This window comes from Nonomuraea sp. NPDC001831, assembly GCF_042892035.1.
GTDB lineage: Bacteria > Actinomycetota > Actinomycetes > Streptosporangiales > Streptosporangiaceae > Nonomuraea.
The window spans coordinates 429055-447496 of the sequence record NZ_JBIATU010000003.1 but is presented as its reverse complement, the minus strand read 5'-3'; the positions used below and the strand labels follow the sequence as shown (position 1 = coordinate 447496).

The 18442-nt window shown below is 72.8% G+C and carries 17 protein-coding genes; 6 read left to right on the top strand and 11 right to left on the bottom strand.

The window, feature by feature from the left end; all coding sequences use genetic code 11:
• Positions 1-2 precede the first annotated feature (2 nt).
• The 3 genes from ACFYYW_RS13080 to ACFYYW_RS13070 all read left to right on the top strand — a co-directional run bounded on the left by ACFYYW_RS13080 (position 3) and on the right by ACFYYW_RS13070 (position 3007).
• Positions 3-947, top strand: a complete 945-nt coding sequence (locus ACFYYW_RS13080; protein ID WP_387648041.1) for a chlorinating enzyme — start codon at positions 3-5, stop codon at positions 945-947.
• A gap of 133 nt (positions 948-1080) precedes the next feature.
• A complete protein-coding gene (locus tag ACFYYW_RS13075; RefSeq protein ID WP_387648038.1) occupies positions 1081-2208 on the top strand; it encodes an alpha/beta fold hydrolase in 1128 nt (375 codons plus the stop codon).
• Between the two features lie 124 nt (positions 2209-2332).
• On the top strand, positions 2333-3007 hold the full coding sequence (locus ACFYYW_RS13070) for a Crp/Fnr family transcriptional regulator (protein ID WP_387648035.1): 675 nt from the start codon (positions 2333-2335) through the stop codon (positions 3005-3007).
• A gap of 51 nt (positions 3008-3058) precedes the next feature.
• Here the strand turns inward: ACFYYW_RS13070 and ACFYYW_RS13065 are convergent, their stop codons facing one another.
• A complete protein-coding gene (locus ACFYYW_RS13065) occupies positions 3059-3775 on the bottom strand; it encodes a PIG-L deacetylase family protein (protein WP_364390835.1) in 717 nt (238 codons plus the stop codon).
• A gap of 29 nt (positions 3776-3804) precedes the next feature.
• Positions 3805-4497 carry a DUF899 domain-containing protein gene (locus ACFYYW_RS13060; protein WP_387648031.1) on the bottom strand — a complete coding sequence of 231 codons (693 nt, stop codon included), beginning with the start codon at positions 4495-4497 and terminating at the stop codon, positions 3805-3807.
• A 149-nt stretch (positions 4498-4646) separates the two neighbouring features.
• Here ACFYYW_RS13060 and ACFYYW_RS13055 point away from each other — a divergent pair, with 149 nt between their 5' ends.
• Together ACFYYW_RS13055 and ACFYYW_RS13050 are read left to right on the top strand one after the other, a co-directional pair.
• Positions 4647-5003: a BlaI/MecI/CopY family transcriptional regulator gene (locus tag ACFYYW_RS13055; protein ID WP_387648028.1), complete on the top strand. Its 357-nt coding sequence runs from the start codon at positions 4647-4649 to the stop codon at positions 5001-5003.
• Positions 5004-5134: 131 nt separating this feature from the next.
• Positions 5135-5314 (top strand): hypothetical protein, encoded by a 180-nt coding sequence (locus ACFYYW_RS13050; protein WP_387648025.1) that lies wholly within the window; start codon positions 5135-5137, stop codon positions 5312-5314.
• 10 nt (positions 5315-5324) lie between these two features.
• On the opposite strand, the gene ACFYYW_RS13045 is transcribed toward ACFYYW_RS13050, so the two are convergent.
• From ACFYYW_RS13045 to ACFYYW_RS13030, 4 genes are read right to left on the bottom strand one after another with little or no spacing between them, the layout of a single operon-like run.
• A complete protein-coding gene (locus tag ACFYYW_RS13045; RefSeq protein WP_387648022.1) occupies positions 5325-5612 on the bottom strand; it encodes a hypothetical protein in 288 nt (95 codons plus the stop codon).
• A gap of 10 nt (positions 5613-5622) precedes the next feature.
• Positions 5623-7752: a hypothetical protein gene (locus ACFYYW_RS13040; protein ID WP_387648019.1), complete on the bottom strand. Its 2130-nt coding sequence runs from the start codon at positions 7750-7752 to the stop codon at positions 5623-5625.
• Positions 7749-9329: a peroxidase family protein gene (locus tag ACFYYW_RS13035; RefSeq protein ID WP_387648016.1), complete on the bottom strand. Its 1581-nt coding sequence runs from the start codon at positions 9327-9329 to the stop codon at positions 7749-7751. Before ACFYYW_RS13035 ends, ACFYYW_RS13040 begins: the two co-directional genes overlap by 4 nt.
• Before the next feature lie 2 nt (positions 9330-9331).
• The gene (locus ACFYYW_RS13030) at positions 9332-10624 is read right to left on the bottom strand and encodes a cytochrome P450 (protein WP_387648013.1); all 1293 of its coding nucleotides are present in this window, start codon (positions 10622-10624) and stop codon (positions 9332-9334) included.
• Positions 10625-10841: 217 nt separating this feature from the next.
• Here ACFYYW_RS13030 and ACFYYW_RS13025 point away from each other — a divergent pair, with 217 nt between their 5' ends.
• Positions 10842-11795 carry an acyl-CoA desaturase gene (locus ACFYYW_RS13025; protein ID WP_352327689.1) on the top strand — a complete coding sequence of 318 codons (954 nt, stop codon included), beginning with the start codon at positions 10842-10844 and terminating at the stop codon, positions 11793-11795.
• Between the two features lie 18 nt (positions 11796-11813).
• Here ACFYYW_RS13025 and ACFYYW_RS13020 read toward each other — a convergent pair whose 3' ends face one another.
• Genes ACFYYW_RS13020 through ACFYYW_RS13000 form a run of 5 tightly spaced genes read right to left on the bottom strand, consistent with a single transcriptional unit; the run spans position 11814 to position 18370 of the window.
• Positions 11814-14435, bottom strand: a complete 2622-nt coding sequence (locus ACFYYW_RS13020; protein WP_387648010.1) for a family 78 glycoside hydrolase catalytic domain — start codon at positions 14433-14435, stop codon at positions 11814-11816.
• On the bottom strand, positions 14432-15421 hold the full coding sequence (locus ACFYYW_RS13015; RefSeq protein WP_387648007.1) for a serine hydrolase domain-containing protein: 990 nt from the start codon (positions 15419-15421) through the stop codon (positions 14432-14434). Before ACFYYW_RS13015 ends, ACFYYW_RS13020 begins: the two co-directional genes overlap by 4 nt.
• Entirely contained in the window at positions 15418-16236 is an 819-nt protein-coding gene (locus ACFYYW_RS13010) for a carbohydrate ABC transporter permease (protein ID WP_364412031.1), read from the bottom strand. The genes ACFYYW_RS13015 and ACFYYW_RS13010 overlap by 4 nt, the downstream gene beginning before the upstream one ends.
• Entirely contained in the window at positions 16233-17087 is an 855-nt protein-coding gene (locus tag ACFYYW_RS13005; protein WP_364390819.1) for a sugar ABC transporter permease, read from the bottom strand. Before ACFYYW_RS13005 ends, ACFYYW_RS13010 begins: the two co-directional genes overlap by 4 nt.
• Positions 17081-18370, bottom strand: a complete 1290-nt coding sequence (locus ACFYYW_RS13000; protein ID WP_352326872.1) for an ABC transporter substrate-binding protein — start codon at positions 18368-18370, stop codon at positions 17081-17083. The genes ACFYYW_RS13005 and ACFYYW_RS13000 overlap by 7 nt, the downstream gene beginning before the upstream one ends.
• Positions 18371-18442 lie beyond the last annotated feature (72 nt).

Genomic DNA, 18442 nt, shown 5'->3' with positions numbered 1-18442 from the left:
CCATGCACGAGACCACCGTCCGGGGCGAGTACTCGATGACCCCGGAGGAGCTGAAGAGCTTCCACACCCAGGGCTACTTCGGCCCGTTCAAGGTCTACGAGATCGACGAGATGCGCCAGAACTGGCGGCGCGAGCGCATGCGTCTCATGGACCGCAGTAACGCCGTCTACCGCGACGACGCCGCCTCGGGCAACACCAACATCTCCAACTACGACCGGCACCTGGACTCGCCCTTCCTGGCCGACCACATCAGCCGGCCGCAGATCGTGGACCGCGTGGTCAGCGTGCTCGGCCCGGACGTGCTCTGCTGGCGCACCGAGTTCTTCCCCAAGTACCCCGGGGACGAGGGCACCGACTGGCACCAGGCCGACACCTTCGCCAACGCCTCCGGCAAGCCGCAGATCGTCTGGCCGCAGGCGGAGGAGTTCGGCGGCACCATCACCGTCTGGACCGCCTTCACCGAGGCGAACGAGGACACCGGGTGCCTGCAGTTCATCCCCGGCACCCACGAGACGATGTTCTACGACGAGACCAAGCGCATGCACTACGACCCCAACAAGATCAACAAGGAGGACAAGGACGGCGTCCGGCGCGGCTTCTTCGGCTACGACTACCGCGACCTGCAGATCGACCCCGACTGGAAGCCCGACGAGTCGCAGGCCGTCTCCATGGTGATGAGGCCGGGAGAGGCCATCCTGTTCTGGTCGACGCTCATGCACGCCTCGCTGCCGCACAAGGGCCTGACCGACGAGATGCGCCTGGGGTTCGCCGCCCGGTACGTCCCCACCAAGGTGGACGTCTACCCGGACACCGACGAGATCGAGGAGTACGGCGGCCGGGTCAGCCTGGACCGGTACGGCGCCGTCCTGGTCGCCGGGCAGAACACCAACCCGAACAACCGGATCGCCACGGCCACCACCACCGGCCACCCCTTCACCACCCGATGAGGCCCGCCGTGACCTCCCGAAGCCCACAGCGCACGGCGACCCGCGCGCCCTCCGGCCACCCGACCTCTGCCCGCCCACGGCACGCGGCGACCCGCGCGCCTTCTGACAACCCACGGAATGCGGTGATCATCTCGTGGCCGCCGAACTGAGACGTCTGACCCGGGCCGTGCAGGACGCGCGGCCGCTGGTGGACGTCCTGCGGCATCCGGTGCGCCTGGCCGGCCCGCCCGGCCTCGCCTCCCTCCTGGGCCGTGTGACCCGACGGCTGGGCGCACCGGACTTCGCCCTGGCCGACCAGGACTCGCTCGACACCTTCGAACGCCTGGTCAGCGACCATCTCGCGCTGCGCGACGGCATGGGCGAGGACCTGCCGCCGGCCACCGTCGACGAGGTCGTGGACGGCGCGGCGCGGGACGGCTTCGAGGGGTTGTGCACGCGCGAGGAGGTCGCGCGGGCGGACGGGGGCCCGCCGCTGCCCGCCTACGCGGCCGGCGACCCGCAGGCCCCGGCCGTCGTGATCGTGGCCGCCTGCGGCATGCCGGCCCGGCTGTGCGAGCAGTGGATGCGGTTCCTGTCCCGCACCCATCACGTCCTCACCTGGGAGACCCGCGAGTTGTTCGGGCCGGTTTCCGCGGCGGAGCCGCCGGACGTGGGGGTGACGGCGCAGGCCGGCGACCTTTTCGCGGTCATGGATCATTTCGGCGTCCGGCGCGCGCATCTGATGTGCCTGTGCGGCGGAGCCGTCATCGGCCTGGCCGCCGCGCACCTCGATCCCGCCCGCGTCGGCTCGCTCAGCCTGTGGCACGGCGACTTCGCCGCCGTGAAGGGCGCCGACCGGACCCACCACCAGCAGAACCTGGTGGCGCTCATGGAGATGGCCGCGGCCGGCCCCGACCGGGCCGCCGCCATCCATCCCGTGCTCTGCCAGACGATGCTCTCCTCGGTGCCGCCCGACCTGGCGCACCTGGTGGTGTACCCGTACGCGACGCCCGAGCTGCTGCACCGCTACTGCCGACTGAACGGCGAGATCATGACGACGGACGTGAGCCCGTGGCTGGCCGGGATCGACCGGCCCGTCCTGGTGGTCTCCAGTCACGACGACGAGACCGCCCACCCGGCGGGGTCGAAGGCGGTGGCGGCGGCGCTGCCGGACGCCGTCCTGCATCTGCGGGCGCACGGCGACCACATATCGCTGTTCAAAGGTGACCCGGAGTTGCTGGATATGGCCCGGGACTTTATTGACGCCGCCGCGGTCCGATAACAGCCGAAATCCGCTTCCAGGCAATTCTCCGGACATATCAGAGAATTATGGGGCAGCTTGTTAATCAGTCGATTGATGGGTAGGGGCAACGACGCCATGAAATGAATTGCGAGGGGCGGGGTAAATGAAGCCATCCGACGCTGCGCGACTGAGAGCCGGGCTCCGCTCCTTCATCTCCCAGGAAACATCGGGCGCCTGCTCGATCCGGGTGCCGAGACGCGCCAACATCTACAACTGCGGCCAGCGCGACAGCAACATCTACGTGATCGAAAGCGGCCAGGTAAAGACCCAGATGTACGCGCGCTGCGGCAAGGAATGCCTGCTCTCGATCTTCACCGCCGGCGACATCTTCGGCGAATCCTCCCTGCTCGGGGCCGAGCGCAGCGAGACGGCCACCGCCATGCGGACCACCTGGGTGCGTCGTATCCCGGCCGCCCGCTTCCGCGCCGCCATGGCCGAGAACGAACTCATGGACGGGTTCATCGACTATCTCGCACTACGCCTGCGGGAACAGCAGGAAGTGATCGCGACAATGGTCACGATGGACAGCGAGCAGCGCCTGGCCTCCGTTCTCCTGCGCTTATCCAGAAAGATCGGTAAGCGCCGTGCCCCGAATGTGCGGGCCATCGAGGAGCGCATCACCCAGGAAGAACTCTCCGGCATGGTCGGCACCACCCGGTCGCGTGTCGGATTCTTCCTCAAACGATTCAAGGACGCCGGCCTGGTCCTGCCCACCTCCGACCCGTTCCTGGTCGTGGACGAGGAACGCCTGGCCGAGTACGTCGACGAGGTCAACTGACGGAGCCGCCCCCGGCCCGGTCCGCGCGCGGCGGGCCGGGCCGGGCCGCGTTCAGCAGGAGATCAGCTCGAACGGCACCGCGGGACGGCCGCCGAACCGCTGACCCGCGGCGTTCACGAACCCCTCCAGCGGCACCCGGGCCCCGCCCGGCGGCACCCCCAGCGCCGACAGGTACGCCGCGTGCGCCTCGACCGAGGCCAGCGCCGCGTCCAGGTACCCGGTCACGTCCACCGCGTGCGTCGGCCGGACGGAACCGGCGATCGCCACGTACTTGACGCCGCCCCACGGCTCGGCCCCGGCGTCGGGCAGGATCCAGCGGTTGCCCGCGTCGAGGACCGCGTCCAGCACGGCCCGGCCGGTGACGCGGTGGTCGGGGCTGTTCCACTTGCCGGTGAAGGTGAAGTCGTGGTGGTTGAAGGTGATCACCAGCTCGGGCCGGTGCCGGCGCAGCGCCGCCACCAGGTCGTGCCGGAGCCGGGGGGAGTGCTCGATCCCGCCGTCGGGATGGTCGAGGAACTCCACCGACGAGACGCCGACGATGGCGGCGCTCGCCCGCTGCTCCTCCTCCCGCACCTTGCGCGCCTGGTCCGGCGGCATCGAGTCGATGCCCGCCTCGCCGCGGGTGAGCAGGAGGTAGCCGACCTGCTTGCCGGCGCCGGTCCAGGCGGCCACGGCGCCGGCGCTGCCGAACTCCATGTCGTCAGGGTGGGCCACGACGGCCAGTGCTCTCGTCCAGTCATCGGGCATGGGCTGTAAGTCGTCCGTCATGTCATTCCCCCTGACATGACGGAAGATCGCTAAACCTGATCGTCCGGCCCGTAACGGCGGGCGATCTCCTGGGAGGAGGGCCAGCGGCTGTAGGCCGGCGAGCGCGGCCAGCCGTCGGGGGAGTCCTGCCACTCCTCCTGCCGCCCGTACGGCAGCAGGTCGATCAGCGCGAAGGTGTGCGTGAGCTGCTCGGTGCCCCGGCCGTCGGTGTGCCACGTGCGGTACACGGCCTCGCCGTCGCGCAGGAACACGTTCACGGCGAAGCCCGCGCCGGGCGGCGCGCCGACGTCGGCCCCGAACGGGCTGCCGGCCGTCGAGTACCAGGGCATCCGGTTGCCGACCCGCCGCCGGTAGGCCAGGGCCTCGTCGATCGGGCCCTGGGTGACGACGACGAAGCGGGCGTCGTAGTCGTCCAGGAACTCCAGGCGGGTGAACTGCGCGGTGAACCCGGTGCATCCCGGGCACTGCCACTCCTTGCCCGGGAACCACATGTGGTTGTAGACGATCAGCTGCCGCCTGCCCGCGAAGACGTCCGCCAGCCGGACCGGCCCGTCCTCGCCCTCCAGGACGTAGTCGGGCATCCGCACCATCGGCAGGCGACGGCGCTGGGCGGCGATGGCGTCGAGCTCACGGGTGGCGGCCTTCTCCCTGGCCCGCAGCTCGTCGAGCCGGAGCCGCCAGGTCTCGGCGTCGACGACGGGCGGTAGTGCGTTGGCGCTCATGGTCCCTCACTGATCGGTCGCGGTTTCTCGAGGCACAGGGACAGACCGGCCGCGCCCGCGAAACTCATCGGCGGGCCCGCCCGTACGGACTCCCGAGCACGTCCTGGCGACAGCCTTCTCCTTCGGGCAGAACCCGGGAGGGGGCGCGGATGCAGCTCGGCAATCTCGAACGGTCGATCATGGAAGCCCTGTGGCGGCATCCTCAGGGCATGTTCGCCCACGACCTCGCGGCCGGCCTGCCCTCCCGGCCCGCCGTCACGACGGTGCTGACCGTGCTGATGCGCCTGGCGAACAAGGGCATGGTCGTCCGCGAGCGCGTCGGCCGGGCCCACCTCTACAAGGCCACCGCGGGCAAGGACGCCTTCGTCGCCGAAGCCATGCGCGCGGCCCTGGCGGAGGCGGGCGACGTGGTGGCGGCCGTGCAGCGGTTCGTCGGCACGGTGACGCCCGAGGTGGCCGCGGCGCTGCGCGAGGCGCTGGAGGAGCAGGACGGACCGGCGCAGTGATCGCCTGGTTCGTCGCCGCCGGAGTGGCGCTGCTGCCGGTGACGCCGGGCGGCCGCGTTCGGTGTCGGCGGCGGCCTGCTCGGCGGCCGTCCTGCATATCCTGGGCGGGCAGCCCGGAAAGAGGTGTCTCTGTGTACGAGATCGTGGCCGCTCTCGCGCCCCCCGTCGTGGTCGGCGGAGCCTTCATCGTCGGCGTCGTCCACCTGGTGCGCGCCGAGGCGCGGGCCAAGGCCGCCGAAGGCCGGGCCGCGCGGGAGCCGGCGGCCCGGCCCGGCCCGGACCAGCAGCCGGAGCCGCGGGCCGACGGCTGACCCCGCGCCGCTACCGGCCGGGCTCGTCGCGACCGGGCCGCAGGCGCCCGGTCTGCTCGGCGCCCGCCTTGTCCGCGTAGCGGAGCAGGTGGCGGGCGGACGCCTCCAGGTCGGCGGCGGCGGTCACGCACGCCGCCAGATGGGCGGTCACCGCCGCGCGCAACCAGGCAGGCGTCCCGTCGCCCGCCTTCAGACCTGCCTCGACGGCACGCAGCCGCTCGGCGCAGGCGGCCAGGGCGCGGGCGTCGGCGCGCAGGACTTCGGCGTGCGCGACGATCGCGGCGATCCGGGCGGGCATGGCTCCTCCGTCAGGCCGTCGGCACCGGGACGGCGGCGTCCCGGAGCGTCCGGCGGGTGGTGGCCGACAGGCACAGCAGCGGGCGGGCGCCGTCGAGGCCCAGCTCGCGCAGCCGGCCGGCCAGCGGGTGGGCCGACCCCGGCTCGACGGCCAGCCGCAGTGACGGCGCCGCGTGCAACCGGGCCCGCCCGCGGGCGCGGACGCAGGACCGCAGCACCGCGCCGGCCTCGCGGGCGTAGCCGACCAGGCCGGGATCGTTCAGCGGCAGGCCGGGACCGAGCCGGCCGCGCAGGATCAGGACCCCGTCGGCGGCGAGGTGCGCGGACCGCGGGCCGAGCCGCAGCTCCACAGCCGTCAGGTACGTCTCGCCGCCCCACAGCCGCGCGCCCAGGGCCTGGACGATCGCGCTGTCGGCCGCCGAGCCGACGAGGAAGGCGCCGCAGCGGCGCACGTCCGCGCCCCGCAGCAGGTCGCGAAGACGGGACCCCCACCATGGCGACCGGAACGGCCCCGGCACCACGACGCCGACCTGCAACTCCGCGTAGTCGCCCACGCCGGTGCGCCGGTTCCGGGCGGCGTGCACGACGACCAGCGCCCGCCCCGCCACCCGTACGACGGGACCGAGCCCCGTGCCCTCCAGCAGCCCGGCCACCGCCGCCGGGCTGACGGCGAAGCAGGCCGTGAGCGCCTCGCCGTCGCGGCACCTGATCGGCAGCTCGACGCCCCCCTCGGACCCGTGGACCGGCACGGCCCGCAAGGGCGACGGCTCCGGACCGGGCGGACGGTCGAACAGCAGGTACGCCTGGGAGCGCACGACCCGCCCCCGGTACGGGGCGAGCCGCTGCTCGATGACGTCGCGGGCCTCGGGCAGGTCGTCGGTGAGGTTGGCGAGGTAGCGCTCGATGCTGTGGCACTGCGGGAACATGTGGGTGGAATCGCTGTAGTCCACCACGTACCAGTCGGGGTGCAGGTCGAAGCAGGTGCCGGCGCCCTGCCCGTCGAGGGTGGGGATGATGTCGTGCTGGTTGGTGACGCTGGCGACCCAGGTGCGCGGGTCGGCGGGGCGTTTGAAGTCGACGGGCGAGCCGACGGCGACGGCGTGCGTGACCGTGTGCCGGGCGCAGAAGGCGGGGTCCTGGGCCAGGTTCATGATCGCCGCTCCGCCCGCGCTGTGCCCGACGAGCGCCAGTTCGGCGCCCCGCGGCAACCCGTAGTCGGCGACGGCCCGTGCCAGGGCGCGGCTGTAGGGGCTGGCGGCCAGGACGGCGCTGCTGAACGCGCCGAGCAGGTCCTGGGGCGACTCGCCGTCGGGACGCCCGAGGCGCATGCCGGGCGCGTGCAGGACGTGGCGGATCACGCCGTCCGGCCCCTCGACGCTCTGGAGGAGGGCCCGCCCGGTGGTGCCGATCGTGCAGATGTTGGACAGGAAGCCGAGCAGCGACCCGCGCGCGCACAGCCGGGCCGACTCGGCCGCGCTCAGCTCGACCCGGCGCGCGGCGCCCTCCCCGACGTCGAGGACGGCGATCGCCCTGTTGCTCAGGCCGAGGAGCGGATCGGCGGTGGCGAAGCCCGTCCCCGTGGCGATGAGCCAGGCGGCGGCGTCGTTGAGCGGGTTCTCGTCCAGCAGCGCGCGCAGCGCCAGGACCTCGCCGAAGACCGGCGCGAGCTGGCTGAGCGCGCGCACCGCGCCCCGGTCCTTGAGCAGGGCGCGCAATGCCCGCACGGCCTCCACGTCGCGGTCGGCGGCGGCCGCCTCGATGAGCCGGGCGAGCAAGGGATCCCCGGTCAGCTCGGGATGGGCGAGCGCCACCGCCGCCACCCGCAGCCGCAACGACGTGGCCAGCACCCGCACGGCCAGGCTCTCGGCCCCCAGCATGGCGCCGGCCTTGGCGGCCGCGGTGGCCGGCCGGCCCCCGGCGAAGGACCAGCCGAGGCCGCGGCCGTTCGTCGTGGCCCGCAGCAGCGCGCGGTAGGCGGGTGCGGCCGCCGAGGGGGTGCGCGGCACGGCCCGCAGCAGCGCCTCGTCGGTCAGCGCGGCCGTGGCGTGCGACGCCGCGGCGTGGATCGTGACCGCGACGTCCACCAGTTCCCGGGCCAGGGCGCGCAGGTGCCCGGCGGCCGGATCGTCGTCGCCGGTCATGGGCGGGCCCGCCGGGACATGCTGACGAAGCGGGGGGCCGGGTCCTCGGGCGTGTTGCGGCGCAGCACGTCCGACAGCGTGCGCGTGGCCGCGATGATCCGCAGGCCCTGGGGGGAGAACGTGGCGGCGTTGAAGATCCGCGGCGCCAGCAGCGGGTTGGTGAGCGCCTGGGAGAAGGCGTCGATGGCGATGATCTTGGTGAGCAGCGGCGGCAGGATCGCGTCGGGGGAGCCGGGCTCCTCGGCGAACAGCCCGACGTACAGGTCGACGTCGTCGACGTCGCGGTAGAGGTCGCGCAGCGCGCCGCTGACCCGCCGGTCGCCGGTGATCTGCTCGAAGGCGCGCACCCGGGGGAAACGGCAGTGCTCGCGGTAGCGGTTGTACGGGGCCAGGCCCAGCACCCGGGAGTCGGCGAGGCTGGCCACGTCGATCTCGCGCAGCACCGGGTCGGTGTTGAACAGGCCGATGCGGCCGGCGCGCTGGCGGGAGGCGTCCTCGAACAGCCGCCCGAGGCCGGGGCCGGGGATCAGCGAGCCGGCGAAGAAGGTCTCGGCCATCGGCAGCTCCCGCCCGGCCACCGACAGCCGGGACGGGACCAGGCTGTGCCAGCGGTAGACGAGGTTGAACTCGACGGAGGCCCAGTTCTGCCGGTGCCAGGCCGCGCGGTCGAGTCGCTCGGACAGCCACGGGTCGAGGGCGAACCGGAAGTGGTAGGGGGTGATGTGGTTGATGTACTCCTCGACGACCAGCTTGATCAGCAGCACGATGAGGATGTTGCGGGCGGTCTGGAACAGCCGTTCGTCGTCCCAGCGGGGATTCTCCCTGGCCAGCAGCCGTGCCACCCTGTTGTGCTCGCGCAGGAACAGCACCGTGAGCATGGTGAAGCCGATCTGGCCGTTGCCCCGGTCGCTGCCGGTGGCGAACAGCGTGTCGCGCTGTGCGTCGGAGAGCTGGTCGAAGCGGATGACGCGCAGCGGGGCGAACTCCGGCTTGATCTTGCCGTTCTCGCACAGGTAGGGCGGGAACTCGCCGCCGCCGACCGACTGGCTCTTGAGCAGCCCGCCGTCGAAGGCGCGCAGCGCGGCCGTGGCCGCCTCGTCGAGGCCGTACACCTGGTTGAGGTCGATGTGGTGGTTGGAGCTGTTCTTGCGCGGGTCGCGCGGGACGTTGACGTCGCCGCGCAGGAAGCCGTCGGTGAACCACTGGGCGAAGTACGCGAAGAGCACCGTGGAGCGCGGGCACGGGATCATGGACTCGCCGCGGGCGAACAGGTCGGCGGCTCTCTCGGGCGTGGGCAGCCGCCCCTCGGGGACGGCGACCGGAGGCAGGTGCCTGCCGCTGTAGGTGCGGTCGGTCAGCGAGGCCCACGAGGTGTAGCCGGCCATGGTGCTCAGCGGCTCGGGGCGCGGCGGCATCTCGCGGATGGCGTGGTCGATCAGCGAGGCGTTGATCCGGCGCCGCACCGGGCGGCTGCTCTGCAGCAGGTCCCAGAGGGGCCGGCCGTGGGTCAGGGCCAGGAACCTGAGCCGGTTGGACAGGCCGTCCGTGGCGATGCTGCGTGCTCGGCTCGCCGCCATCGTCAGCCTTCCCGCACGTCGGCGCCGAGCCCGAGCGCGAAGGCGTCGGGAAAGATGCCGAGTGACCGCTCCACCCGTCCCTCCGGCGGCGGCAGCATCCGTACGCCCGGACGCAGCAGCAGCCGGCGCACGGTCTCGGCGATCACCACCGCGGCCACGTGCACGCCGAGGCAGGCGTGATGGCCCGAGCCGAAGAACAGCCGATGGTGCGGGGGACGGTCGAGGCGGAACTCCTCGGGCTCCGGCACCACGTCCGCGTCGAACATGGCCGAGGCCGGCGCCGCGAGCACGAACGTGCCCGCCGGGATCACCGTGCTGCGCGGCGTGCCGGCCGCCAGCACGTGGTCGCGCTCGCACAGCCGGGGAAGCAGCTTGAAGAACGGGCTGAACCGCAGCGCCTCCCAGACGTACGGGTCGAACCGCTCGGGATCGCCGGCGACGGCCGTCGCCTCGGCCAGCACCCGCGGGCGCAGCAGGAGCTGCTCGACCGCCTCGGCCATGGCCCCCGGCGCGCTCTCCACGAAGCCCAGCGGCAGCCCGGCCATGTTGATCACGATGCGGTCGTCGGGGACGCCGGGCGGGGACGTGCGGACCAGCCGGGCGAAGACGTCGTCGGGCAGCTCCCGGCCGGCCCGCAGCGTGGCCCGGTGCTCGGCGAGCAGGTCGCGCAGGTACCCGACCAGCTCGGCGCCCGCCTTGACGGACGCCGCCCGGAGCTGCGGGTCGCCCAGGAAGTTGGCGAAGCCGTCGGCGACGACGGCCCGCGTCCAGCGGCCCAGGGTCCGCGGGTCGGGGCCGGGGACGCCGAGATACCGCGCGCACACGCCGAGGGCGACCGGGCGGAACAGCCCCTCGACCGCCTCCAGCCGCCCGCCCGGCCCGGCGGCGTCGAGCAGCTCGTCGGCCAGGCGGCCGGTCAGCTCGCGCACGCCGGCCGCGTCCTCCGGGGCGAGCATGAGCTGCATCAGGCCCTTCTCCCGCCAGTTCATCGGCGTGGCGTCCCGGCCCAGCATGAACGGGGCGCCCAGCGCGGCGTCGAGGCGGGGAGCGAAGGCGCGTACGGAGAAGACCTGCTCGTGGGCGAGCACCTCGGTCACGTCGGCGAAGCGGGTCACCACCGTGAAGGCGGGGGTGACGAAGACCGGACGTCGCTCGCGCAGCTCGGCGAACAGGCTCCGCCAGTCGGTCCGCATCCACTCCCGGACCAGGCCGAACGCCGATATCGGGTCTTTGGCCAGCGCCTGGTCGTACCTGTCCAGATAGCCGCCCGTGGTCGCCTGATCGACAGCACCCATTCGTGGACCTTCCGCCTGATATCGGAGCGCACTGGGATGATCACGTTGCGCAATCACAATCTAGGGAGGCTTCACACCCTTTCTTCATGACAACCGAGTGCATTGTTTTGGTGCCTCACGGTAATTACTCCGTCACTGTCAGGGCATTGCCGCAGTCCATGAGCCTGGTCATTGAATAAGGAGCCTGATCGACCCCGTACCGCTCATGGGAGGTAACGTGACGTCACCCCTGCCGCAGCCGGGCACGGCGGAGACGGTGACGGTCACCACCGGCCGCCGCACCGCCTATCTGGTCGTCCTGGTCGTCCTGCCCGTGCTGCTGCTGGCCCTGGCGGTGCCGGCGGCCTGGGGCTGGGGCATCGGCCCGCGCGACCTGGCCATCGCGGTCGTGATGTACCTGGTGAGCATCTTCGGCATCGCCATCGGCTACCACCGCCTGTTCACCCACCGCGCCTTCAGGGCCAATCGGGCGCTGCGGATCGCGCTCATGCTGGCCGGCGGCATGGCCGTCGAGGGCCCCCTCACCCTGTGGGCCGCCGAGCACCGCCGCCACCACAAGTACGCCGACCGCGAGGGCGACCCGCACTCGCCGTGGCGCTACGGCGACAGCGGCCCGGCCCTGCTGCGCGGCATGCTGCACGCCCACATCGGCTGGTTCTACACGGCCCGTCAGCGCTCCAGCCGCCGGCACTGGGTGCCCGACCTGCTGGCCGATGCGGACGTCCGCCGTTTCGACGCCGCCTACCCGGCGGTCGTGCTGCTGTCGTTCGCGCTTCCGGCCGCCGCCGGCGGGCTCTGGTCGATGTCGTGGGCGGGCGCGTGGAGCGGGCTGCTGTGGGGCGGCCTGGTCCGCTACGCCGTCGTGCACCACGTCACCTGGTCGGTGAACTCGATCGCGCACACCTTCGGCGACCGCCCGTTCCGCACCAGGGACCGGTCGTCCAACGTGTGGTGGGTGGCGATGCTGACGCTCGGCGAAGGCTGGCACAACTGGCACCACGTCGACCCCACCTGCGCCCGGCACGGCGTGCTCAAGGGCCAGCTCGACCCCAGCGCGCGGCTGATCCGCTGGTTCGAGCGGGCGGGCTGGGCCCACGCCGTGCGCTGGCCGGCCCCCGACCGCCTGACGTCCCGCCGCGCCGGGCGCGTCCCCGGCCGCGTCCCCGACTGAGCGCCGGGCGGGCGCGGCTCACCGGCCCAGGTCGTCCCACTCCTGGAGCAGGTGGGACGTGGCGGCGGCGGGAGCCGTGAACGACCAGCGGCCCGGCGGCAGGTCGAGGGCGCAGCCGCCGTCGGCCAGCCTGGTGGTCGGCAGCTGCTCGCCGAGGCCCATGAGGAAGGTGCCGTTGACGGTCATCCCGTCCCAGGCGCCGCGTACGGGCAGCACCGCGCGGGCGCTCACGCCCTGCGGGACGGCGAAGGTGAACTGCACCCCGTCGGGCCCGGCCCGCCAGCCCGACTCGACGGCCCCCGACGCGCTCGCGTAGCGGGCGTGCGCCTGCCGCAGCAGCGGCACGGGCCCCGGACGCAGCAGCAGCTCGCCGAACCCGCCGCCCGTCCCGCGCGGGTCGTCGCCCAGGCCGGCCACGTGCCGGAACAACCAGTCGCCCACGCAGCCGTAGGCGTAGTGGTTGAAGGAGTTCATGGCCGGCGTCTGCAGGCCGTACCGGTGGTGCCAGGCGTCCCAGCGTTCCCACATGGTCGTCGCCCCGGCGCGGAGCTGGTAGCGCCACGACGGGTAGCCCTCCTGGTTGAAGATCCGGCACGCCAGGTCGTGGTGGCCGGTCTCCGACAACACGGGCAGCAGCAGGGGGGTGCCGACGAAGCCGGTCATGAGCCGGTGCCCGTCGGCGCGGACCAGGTCGGCCAGCGCCCGCGCCGCCGCGGCGCGGTCCTGCGGCCGGACGAGATCCCACGCCAGGGCGACGGCGTAGCCGGTCTGCGTCTCGGTGCGCAGCCGCGGGCCGTCGAGGAAGGCCCGCCGGAAGGCGTCCGACACGCGGGCGGCGGCCTCGTCGTACTCGGGGGCGTGCGGCTCGCCGAGCACGGTGGCCGCGTGCGCGATCAGACGGAGGCTGCGGGCCAGCGCGGCGGTGGCGATGAGGCTCCTGGGCGTCTCCACCGTGCCGGGGGCCAGCCAGTCGCCCAGCGCCCGGCCCGGCCGGAGGCCGTCGTCGGACTGCGCCAGGCAGTAGGCGGCCCACCGCCGCATCGGGTCGTACGCGCGGCGCAACGTGCGGTCGTCGCCGTAGCGCCGCCACAGCAGCCACGGCACCTCGACCAGCGCGTCGGACCAGACGGGGGAGTCGTAGCCGTACTCGGGCAGCACCGGCGCGACGTGCGGGACGGCGCCGTCGGCCCGCTGCCCGTCGATCAGCGTCGTCACCCAGCCGGACAGGAACGCCTGCGTGTGCCGCAGGAAGCTGAGCGTCGAGCCGAACACCGAGATGTCGGCCGTCCAGCCGGTCCGCTCGTCGCGCTGGGGGCAGTCGGTCGGCACGCTCACCAGGTTGCCGTCCGCCGACGCGCCGATGTTGGCGACGAGCTGCCGTACGGCGGGATCGCTCACGGTCAGCGAGCCGGTGACGGCGAGCGCGGACGACAGCAGCACCGCCTCCAGGTCGTCCGGCGTCAGCGCGCCCGGCCAGCCGGTGACCTCCGCGTAGCGGAACCCGTGCAGGGTGAAGGCGGGCTCGACGACGTGTGATCCGGCGTCGAGGACGAACTCGTCACGCTGGTCCGCGGTGCGCAGGTTGTCGGTGTAGAGCCGCCCGGTCGCGGTCAGCTCCTCCCCGTGCCGGACGACGATCCGCACGGGCCCCGGCGCGTCCACGCGCAGCCGGACGCGCCCGACGACGTTCCGCCCGAAGTCGGCCACCTGCACGCCCGGCGCGGGCTCGGTCACCGACACGGCGGGCACCGTGCCGATCACCCGGACCGGGGGAGCGGGGTCGGCCTCCACCAGGATCTCCGGCGCGGCGGTCGTCCCGGCCGGCCCGGTGCCCTCGGCGGGCGCCCGGACGGTCTCGCCCATCACCAGGTCGGCGCGCGGGCGGCCGAGGTCCCGCCGGGTCCAGGCGGCGTCCGTGGCGAACACGCGGCGCGGGCCGTCGTCGTCCCGCACGAGCACCTGGGCGCTGACGGCGGGCCGGTCACCGTAGCGGCGCGGGCCGCCGCCGGCGACGTGGCCGGCGTACCAGCCGGGAGCCAGCCACAGCTCCAGCTCGTTCTCGCCGGGCGCCAGCAGGTCGGTGAGCTCCAGCAGCCGGTAGCGGGTGCGGTGGCCGTAGTCGGTCCAGCCGGGGGCCAGCTCCTCCTCGCCCAGCCGCGCGCCGTTGAGCAGCGCCCGGTAGACGCCGAGCGCGGTGGCGGCCAGCCAGGCGCGTCCCGGTGCGGGACGCCAGGTGAACGTCCCGCGCAGGCTCACCGCCGCCTCGGGATCGCCCGGCAGCCAGGGCGCCTCCCATGCGCCGCGCGCCCGCAGGCCCGTGGTGAACGCGCCCGCCGCCAGCCCCTCGACCTCCCACGTGTACGGCGTCAGCGGCGTCAGCAGCTCGTCCGGCACGTCCACGCCGTGCGAGCCGGCGGGCACGGCGGACCGCCACACCTCGCGCCCGTCCGCGGACAGCGCCACGGTGGCCGCCGCGGTCGTCCGGGCGTCCCACGACAGGCGGGGCGACGGCTCGTCCACGCCCACCGGATCCGCCAGGCCGCACGTCAGGCCCGCCCGCGCACCGGGCGGGGCCGGCCGGATGTAGGGCGTCTGCGCGCCCGAGACCTGCACGTCGAGCACCCCCGAGTCCCGGTTCACGCATCGAGCCCGGTGGTGAAGGCGTTGTGCAGGCCGTCGACGTCGACGCCGGACAGGCTCGGCGCCATCACGTTGATCAGCAGCACGAAGCACGCGTCCTGCTCCGGGTACATCCACCACTGGCAGCCCGAGGCGCCGCCGTGCCCGTACAGCCGCCGGTCCAGCAGCCCGGGGGCCGAGTGGCGCAGGTTCCAGGTGAGCCCCCAGTCCTGCCCGGCGTTGACCGGGTCGGGCTGCAGCTTGACCAGGCCCGTCGTCTGCGGGGTCGTCATGGCGGCCAGGGTGGTCGGGTGGATGAGCGCGCGGTCGCCGCGCAGCAGCGCCCCGCCCAGCGCCAGCAGGTCCTCGGCGCGGGAGAACAGCGCGCCCGCCGGGTGACGGAGCCGGACGAACGCGTCGAAGTCGAAGCCGGGCCCGAGCAGTTCGAGGCCGTGCACCTCGGCCGCCTCGCACGCCGGGTCGAAGGTGATCCGCCCGCCGCCCGGCACCAGCGTGTTCAGGTCGGAGTCGACCAGCTCGGCCACGTCGCGGCCGGTGACGTCGCGGACCATCTCCGCGATCCCGGCGAAGGCCAGGTTGGAGTAGTGGCTGAGGGTGCCCGCCTCGAACAGCGACGGCGCGGTGAGCAGGTGCTCCACCAGGTCGTCGGGGGTCAGCGTCTGCTCGGCGATGCCGCTGGTGTGGGTCAGCAGGTGCCAGAGCGTGACGTCGGGCCGGGCGAAGGCCGGCAGCACGTCCCGCAGCGGGCGGCGCAGCGACAGCAGCCCGCGCTCGACCTGCCGCAGGGCCAGCAGGCCCATCAGCGGCTTGGTCACCGAGAACAGCGCGAAGTGGTCGTCGGTCCTGGTCCCGCGGCCGTCGTGGGCGCCGAACGCCTCCAGCACCTGGATCCCGTCGGAGGTCGCGGCGCCGAACACCGCGCACGGCAGCCGCCCCTCCTTGATCTCGCGCCTGACCCAGTCGAGCGCGATGTCGTGCGTGGTCATCCCTTCAGTGCACCTTCCGTGAGGCCGGCCAGGACGCGCTTCTGCGCGACGGCGTACACCGCCACCAGGGGCAGCGTGGTGAGCAGGACGTGGGCGAAGACGAGGTTCCAGTTCAGGCTCTGCAGGGTGCCGGAGGCGAACTGGAACAGGCTCAGCGGCAGCGTGGCGTTCGCGCTGCCCTGGAGCAGGAAGAGGGCGAAGAAGAAGTCGTTCCAGACGTTGATGATCAGGATCACGCCGCCGACGAACAGCACCGGCCGCAGCAGCGGCAGCAGGATGCGCACGAACACCTGCGGACGGGAGGCGCCGTCGATGGCGGCGGCCTGCTCCAGGTCCGGCGGGAACGCCCGGACGAACCCGGTGGCCAGGAAGATCACAACGCCCAGGCGGCAGCCGGTCATCGTCAGCACGTAGCCGAGCGAGCCGCCGTCCAGCGACAGGGCGCGCAGCAGGTAGACGGTCGGGATGATGGACGGCGGCAGCAGGATCGACAGCCCCATCACGAAGTAGGCCGCCTGCAGCCACCGCGACCGGCTGCGCCCGAACGCCCACGCCGCCGCCGCGCCGAGCAGCACCACCGCGATGACGATCGGCACGGTGACCTTGAGGCTGTTGAGCAGCCCGGTCAGGTAGCCGCCCCGGTCGAGCACGATGCCGTAGTTCTCGGCGATCGCCCACGTCCTGGGCAGGCCGAGGCCCAGCTCGGCGGCCTCGCCCGCGGGCTTGAAGGAGTTGACGACCACGAGCCAGACGGGCACGAGCACCCACGGGACCGCGAAGACCGTCAGCGCCGCGTACTTGAGCGCCGCTCTCATCCCGTCACCTCCCTGCGCCGCAGCCACCACACCAGGGGCACGGCGGTCGCGATCACCAGCAGCGTCACGGTGAACCCCAGCGCGCTGGCCGAGCCGAAGAAGCCCTGTCCCCATTGCTGGCGCATCACCACGTTCAGGGCCCGCGTGTGGTCGCCGGGGCCGCCGCCGGTGGTGGCGGCGATCACGTCGTACGCGCTGAGCGCGCCCACCAGCGTGACCGCCACGTTGAAGGTCAGCGCGGGGGCGAGCATCGGGAACACCACCCGCCGCAGCCGGGTCCACGGGCCGGCGCCGTCCACGGTCGCCGACTCCAGCAGCGACTTCGGGATGGAGTTGAGGCCCGCGATGTAGACGAGGGTGATCAGCCCGCTCCACTTCCACGCGTCGATGAACGCCACCACCACCAGCGCGGTGGACGGTTCGCCCAGCCAGGCCCACTCGATGCCGAGGAAGGAGTTGATCGCCCCGTCGGGGGCCAGCAGCCCGCGCCAGATGTACCCGGCGGCCAGCGGCGAGATGAGCGTCGGCAGGAAGAACGCCGAGCGGAAGACGGTGTTGATCCGGCTGGTCCGCTGGAGGGCCAGGGCCAGCGAGAGGCTGACCGTGTTCTGGATCGCCATGCACAGGATCGCGTACAGCACGGTCACGGTGACCGCGTTGGCCAGCAGGTCCTGGTCGATCAGCGTGCGGACGTTCTCCAGCCCGTTCCAGGTGATCTCGGCCCGGAAGCTCGTCCAGGAGGAGAACGCGAACCGCACGTTGAGCAGGAACGGGGCGACGAAGAAGACCGTGACCAGCACGATCGCGGGCAGCGCCCACGGCAGCCAGGCCGCCCTGTTCCGCATCACCATCCGGGCAGCCCTGCCGCCTTGGCCGCCTGCTCGACCTGGCCCTGGAGCTGGGTCGCCGCCTTCTGCGGGTCCTTCTGCCCGGCGATCAGCTCGGACATGAGCTGGGCCAGGCCGCCCATGCCGGGGATGTCGGAGTTGAAGGCGATGACGGCGCCGGTGTCGTAGGCCTTCTTGACGTCCTGCAGCACGGACGAGACGCCCTGCGGGCCGGGCACGTCCTTGAGCACCGGGAAGGTCTTGGACGCGGCGATGTACTCGGCGTAGGCCGGGCCGGTCATGAAGCGCACGAAGTCGAGCGCGGCCTTCTCGCGCGCCGAGTCGCCGGTCTTCGGCAGGTAGAACGTGCCGATCGGGCCGGGCGCGTAGGTCACCAGCGGCTTGTCGCTGGACAGGCCGACGAAGCCGACGGACTCGTCCACGGTCTTCTGGTCGCCGCCGGCGGCCGCGAGCAGGGCCGGGAGCATGTCGGAGTGCTGGGCGACCATGGCGGCCTCGCCGGTCACCAGGGCCTTCATCGAGTCCTCGAACTTGGCGGTGACGATGTCCTTGTTGAAGCAGCCGTCGGCCTTCAGCTTGGCGTAGGCGGTCAGGCCGGCGACGAAGGGCGAGCCGGGGTCGGCCAGCGTGCTGCTGTGGCCGGCGATGGCCTTGCCGTAGGCGTTGGCCTGGTTGGCGCCGGCCAGGTAGAGGATGGGCAGGATCTGCACGGGCCAGATCGAGCCGCCCGACTCGAAGACCGGCGTGACGCCGGCGGCCTTGAGCTTGGGGCAGGAGGCGGCCAGCTCGGCGAAGTTCGCCGGCGGGGTCAGCCCGGCCTTGGTGAAGACCTTCTTGTTGTAGTAGAGGCCGAAGACCTGGGGGAAGCCGGTGATGGCGGCGTAGACCTTGCCGCCCACGGCCCCGGCGGCCTGGTAGAGGTCGCCGGACCTGGCGATGTACGCCTCGCCGGTCAGGTCGCGCAGGTTCTGGGCGGGGTTGAGGGCCAGCAGGCCGCTCACCGTCGCGTGGTACTCCAGGATGTCCGGGCGCTCGCCGGTGGCCCACTTGGTCTGGGTGGTGTCCTCGAAACCGTCGGACGGGATGGACACGAGCTCGATCTTGTGGCCGGACTGCTTCTCGAACTTCTTGTACATCTCCAGCAGCGGCGCCGGATCCGCGCTGTTGTGCCAGAGGGTCAGCTTCACCTGACCGGTCCCCTCCGGGGCGGAGGATCCGCAGCCGGCGAGGGACAGGGCGAGGACGGCGCCTATCGCCGCGCCGAGCGGACGAGTTGGTGCTCTCACGCTCGTGCTCCTGTTCATGTGGGGGAGAATGTGTAGAACGTTCTACGGCAAGATCGAAACCTCCGTCAAGGG